Consider the following 4,696-nt stretch of genomic DNA (forward strand, 5'->3'; position numbering starts at 1 on the left):
TCCGCTGCTTTCTGCTCGGCTTGGTGAGCCGCATCGATCTCGAGCAAATTGATGTTGGCGGCCTGGTCGACAAACTGCTGGTCGGCTGAAGCGGGCCTGCCGGCCTGCTCTGCCGCGTAGGCTGATGGAGCCGCGATGATCAGGACGGCCGCGGTGATCGTGACGTATCTCATAGACACTCCTTTCGGGGCACAAGCTTCGATGCCGATGGCGGACATAGACCCCAGTCCAATGAGAGCGCCTCGGCCCGGTTCCGAATTGGGATCGCTTTGGTACGGTAACGGACTGACTGCTTTTCTGTCTGCGAGGGGAATGCCGGAGCCCCGCCCCTTGGCCCCGCACCGCAACGGCATGATCCAGGCGCCGGGCACCACCAAGACAGAGCGAGGAACATGGTCGTTCTCCGTCCGTTGACCGTGAAGATACCGTCAATGCGATAGGGTCATGGACTCGGCACACCCCAAATTCGTCAAGCGAGCGGCAATCGCGATCGCTCTTGCATATCTCGCATTCCTGCTCTGGTATCTTCGCGATTTCGTCCTCATCTGCATTGGCGCGCTGCTGATTGCATTGTTGCTTGACCTCGTGAGCGATCCCTTCGTGCGATGGTGCCGTCTGCCGCGAGGCGCCGCCCTTGCGCTCTCGGGCCTCCTTCTTTTGCTCGCGATTGGCGGAGCAGGTTTCCTGTTCGGGACGCATCTCAATTCCGAACTCCAGGACGTCTTCCATCGTGCCGACAGCGCAGCAAGCGGAATAACGGACGAGTTGCACAGGACGCAGCTCGGCCGGTTGCTGTTATCGCACCTGGACGGCGCCAGTTTTTCGCTGACCTACATGGCAAGCAATGTCGTTCAGTTGAGCGCCCGTTTCATGGAGGCGGTGCTTTTTACCGTGGCGGCCGGTGTCTACCTTGCGGTGCAGCCCGAGCTATATCGTAAAGGCGCGGAACTGCTCTTTCCTCCGTCATCACGTCAGCTTGCCAGCGAGACCATCGATGACTTGGGCCGAGCGCTGCGTCTCTGGTTGCTCGGCCAAGGCATCCAGATGCTCCTCGTGGGCGCGCTCTCGACTTTCGCCGTTTGGTTGATCGGCCTGCCCTCGCCGCTCGCATTGGGGGCGATGGCGGGCGTGGCCGAATTTGTCCCCTATCTGGGGCCGATCATCGCCTCGATTCCGGCCATTCTGGTCGCGGTGACCAGCGGTCCTTCCGCGGTGCTTTGGACGATCATCGCCTACGTCATTATTCACCAGATCGAGGGCAATGTGATCGTCCCGATAATCCAGCGGCGCATGGTATTTGTCCCTCCCGCGGTGTTGCTGCTCAGCATCGTTGCGATCAGCTTTATCTTCGGCGAAGTCGCGATCATCTTCGCTGCACCGATTACCGTGATGGCCTTCATCGCGGTGAAGCGACTTTACGTGCGCGAGACACTTGGTGAGCCTACCTCTCTCCCGGGCGAAACGACCTCCTGACCAGAGGCAACAAGCGGCGTCCGACGAAAGTCGACCCCAAAATCTCAGGAACTTCACAACTCACGACCAGTTGTGGCTCGGGGCGACAAACAAGGAAATAAAGCATGCAACGTATCGTCATCATAGCAGCAAGCCTGCTGCTGAGCTCTCCGGTCCTCGCGCAAGGCACGAGCAATCCACAGACCCCCGCCGCTGCCAACCCACAGCAAAGCTCCTCGACACCCTCGCCGGAAACCACGGCCAAGATCGCTCAGCAGATCAAGACGAATCTGGAGCACGCGGGCTTCAAGAACATCAAGCTGATGCCGAGCTCCTTCCTCGTTCGCGCTGAAGATCAGAACAACAACCCGGTCATGATGGTGATCAATCCCGATTCCATCACGGAGGTCAGCGAGAACGAGATCAAAAATACCAACCAGGGCACTAACGGGCCGAATACGGTCGGTCAAGGCTCCAATTCCACCTCGAATTCCAGTAATTCCAATAATACGAGCAACCCAAGCCAAGGCAGTCATTGAGTCATTGAACCGTACGGTCCGGCCCGGCATGTCGGTTGCCGGGCCGCGACGTCGTGCGGCGACACTGACTGCGCGCCGCGTGTGTCGGGCGAGCAGCAAGCACGACCGCGGTGTTACGACGCTCGAATCCCTGAAGCCACGCTCTCACCTGTGGAACCAGCGAGCGCCCATCCGGTTCAATGTATGATCCGGTTCGAAGGTATATGAGGCACGTCCATGACCCTGACATCCCCGCCCCGCCACAGCGCCATCGACCAGGATCCCAAGACGCCGCACGACAGCGACGCCGCCGGCGGGTGGGGATCTCTCCGCGGCGTCTCTCGCATCTTCGGCGAGGCATCCAGTTCGACCCGTGCGCTCGGCATTCTGGCGAAATTGAACAAACCGAAGGGCGTGATGTGCCCCTCCTGCGCCTGGGCCAAACCGGCCAATCCGCACACCTTCGAATTTTGCGAGAACGGCGCGAAGGCGACGCTGTGGGAGCTGGACGAGCGCCGCGCCGATCCGGACTTCTTCGCGCAGCACAGGCTCACGGAGCTGCGCAATTGGCACGATCACGACCTCGAAACGGCCGGCCGTCTGACCGCGCCGATGCGCTATGATCCCGACCGCGACTGCTACCGTGCGGTGTCGTGGGACGCGGCATTCGAGGAGATCGGCCGCGAGCTCAAGGCCCTCGCTGATCCCAAACAGGCCGTGTTCTACGCCTCCGGCCATGCCGGCCTCGAAGCGTCCTATCTCTACGCGCTGTTCGCGCGGGCGATGGGCCACCAGAACCTTCCGCAATCGTCGAACATGTGCCACGAGACGACGTCGGTGAACCTCAAAACCTTCATCGGCACGCCGGTCGGAACTTGCACATTGGAGGATTTCGATCACTGCGATGCGATCTTCTTCTTCGGCCAGAACACGGGCAGCAACAGCCCGCGCTTCCTCCACGTCCTGAAAAGCGCGGTGCAGCGGGGTTGCCGCATCGTCACCTTCAACCCTGTGCGCGAGCGCGGCCTGATCGAATTCGTCGACCCGCAAAACATCGTGCAGATGACGGTAGGATCGGCTACGCGCATCTCCAACAAGTACTACCAGGTGCGCCCCGGGGGCGACATCGCGGTGCTTGCCGGGCTCATGAAATGCGTGCTCGCCGCCGAGGACGCCGCGCCCGGAACCGCGCTGGCCCGCGATTTCATCGCCCGCGAAACCACCGGCTTCGAGCAAACCGCCGCGGCCGTGCGCGCCGCGTCCTGGGACGAGATCGAGCGGCATTCGGGTCTGAGCCGCGCCATGATCGAGGAGGCGGCGCAGATATACTTGTCCGCGGACAAGGCCATAGGGATTTACGGCATGGGCCTGACCCAGCATGTCAACGGCTGGCTGAACCTCGGGATGCTCTGCAACCTGCTGCTGATGCGCGGCAATATCGGCCGGCCCGGAGCCGGCATCTCGCCGGTCCGCGGTCACTCCAACGTGCAGGGACAGCGCACCGTCGGCATCGGCGAAAAATCGGCGCACATGCCGGCCGAGAAGCTGCGGGAGCTGTTCGGCATCGACCCGCCCCAAGAGGATGGCCTGAACGCGGTCCATGCCTGCGAGGCAATCCTGGACGATCGCGTGAAGGCGATGATCTTGCTGGGCGGCAACTTGGTGCGTGCGCTGCCCGACCGCGAGCGGATGGAAAAGGTCTGGCCCAGACTGCGCCTGACCGTCTACGTCGCGACCAAGCTCAACCGCTCCCATCTCACACCCGGGCAGGTGAGCTATATCCTGCCCTGCCTCGGACGCACCGACTCGGACATCCAGTCCAGCGGCCCTCAGGCGGTCTCGGTGGAGGACTCGCTTTCGCATATCTATGGCTCGCTCGGCACTGCGGAACCGCCGAGCAGGCAATTGAAATCCGAAACGGCGATTGTGGCAGGCCTCGCCAAGGCGACCCTGCCGGCGAATCCCAGACTGAAATGGGAGGAGTGGACCGGAAATTATGACCTGATCCGCGACCTGATCGCCCAGACCTATCCAGACTATTTTGCGCGCTTCAACGACCGGCTGTTCGAGCCGGGCGGGTTCTACAGAGGGAATCCGGCGCGGGAGCGGACGTGGAAGACGCAAAGCGGCAAGGCCCAATTCACGGTGCCGACGACCCTCTCGGCGCTGGGGGAGCCGCCCGCCGGTCGCGATGTCATGACCCTGATCACCCTTCGCTCGAACGACCAGTTCAATACCACGATCTACGGCTTCTCCGACCGCTTGCGCGGGCTCGAGGGCAGCCGCGACATCGTCCTGATCAATCTCGATGAAATGGCCCGCCTCGGCCTCGCCGAGGGACAAAAGGTCGACCTGGTCTGCGCGGTGCAGGATGGCTTCACGAGGCGCGTGAACGGATTGGCGGTGACGGCGTACGACCTGCCGCCGGGCTGCGTCGCCGGCTATTACCCCGAGCTCAACCCTCTGGTGCCGCTCGGCTACCACGAAAAGAATTCGCAGACCCCGGCCTATAAGGGAACACCGGTGGAAATCCTGGCGTGACGCCGTAGATCGGCGATCCCTGTCACGATGCCCAGGTGGATGCAAGCGACCTCGAGAACAGACCGACGAAGATGATCGCGATCGCGAGCGGACGCGGTTTGAAAACAACACCTGTATGGTTGTTCGACGCCATGGTCGAACCCAAAATCTGGTCGAGCGCATTGGATGGCAGAAACAGCGTCACC

At 61.9% G+C, this 4,696-nt stretch carries 4 protein-coding genes; 3 read left to right on the forward strand and 1 reads right to left on the reverse strand.

What is annotated here, in order from left to right; translation table 11 throughout:
• A partial coding sequence (locus tag WCB02_RS15285) for a hypothetical protein (protein ID WP_423959148.1) occupies positions 1-218 on the reverse strand: 218 nt, incomplete at its 3' end.
• Between the two features lie 226 nt (positions 219-444).
• On the opposite strand from WCB02_RS15285, the gene WCB02_RS15290 reads away from it, so the two are divergent.
• From WCB02_RS15290 to WCB02_RS15300, 3 genes are all read left to right on the forward strand, one after another.
• Positions 445-1,473 carry an AI-2E family transporter gene (locus WCB02_RS15290; RefSeq protein WP_423959149.1) on the forward strand — a complete coding sequence of 343 codons (1,029 nt, stop codon included), beginning with the start codon at positions 445-447 and terminating at the stop codon, positions 1,471-1,473.
• A 104-nt stretch (positions 1,474-1,577) separates the two neighbouring features.
• Positions 1,578-1,991, forward strand: coding sequence for a hypothetical protein (locus tag WCB02_RS15295; RefSeq protein WP_423959151.1), 414 nt, complete (start codon positions 1,578-1,580; stop codon positions 1,989-1,991).
• 216 nt (positions 1,992-2,207) lie between these two features.
• Positions 2,208-4,511: an FdhF/YdeP family oxidoreductase gene (locus WCB02_RS15300; protein ID WP_423959152.1), complete on the forward strand. Its 2,304-nt coding sequence runs from the start codon at positions 2,208-2,210 to the stop codon at positions 4,509-4,511.
• The last annotated feature ends 185 nt before the right edge of the window (positions 4,512-4,696 follow it).

This window comes from Bradyrhizobium sp. (assembly GCF_049581145.1).
Classification (GTDB): Bacteria; Pseudomonadota; Alphaproteobacteria; order Rhizobiales; family Xanthobacteraceae; genus Bradyrhizobium.

Bases quoted from the DNA above. Each gene is read 5' to 3' on its own strand.
- WCB02_RS15290 (WP_423959149.1), top strand. From the start codon at position 445: ATGGACTCGGCACACCCCAAATTCGTCAAGCGAGCGGCAATCGCGATC.
- WCB02_RS15295 (WP_423959151.1), top strand. From the start codon at position 1,578: ATGCAACGTATCGTCATCATAGCAGCAAGCCTGCTGCTGAGCTCTCCG.
- WCB02_RS15300 (WP_423959152.1), top strand. From the start codon at position 2,208: ATGACCCTGACATCCCCGCCCCGCCACAGCGCCATCGACCAGGATCCC.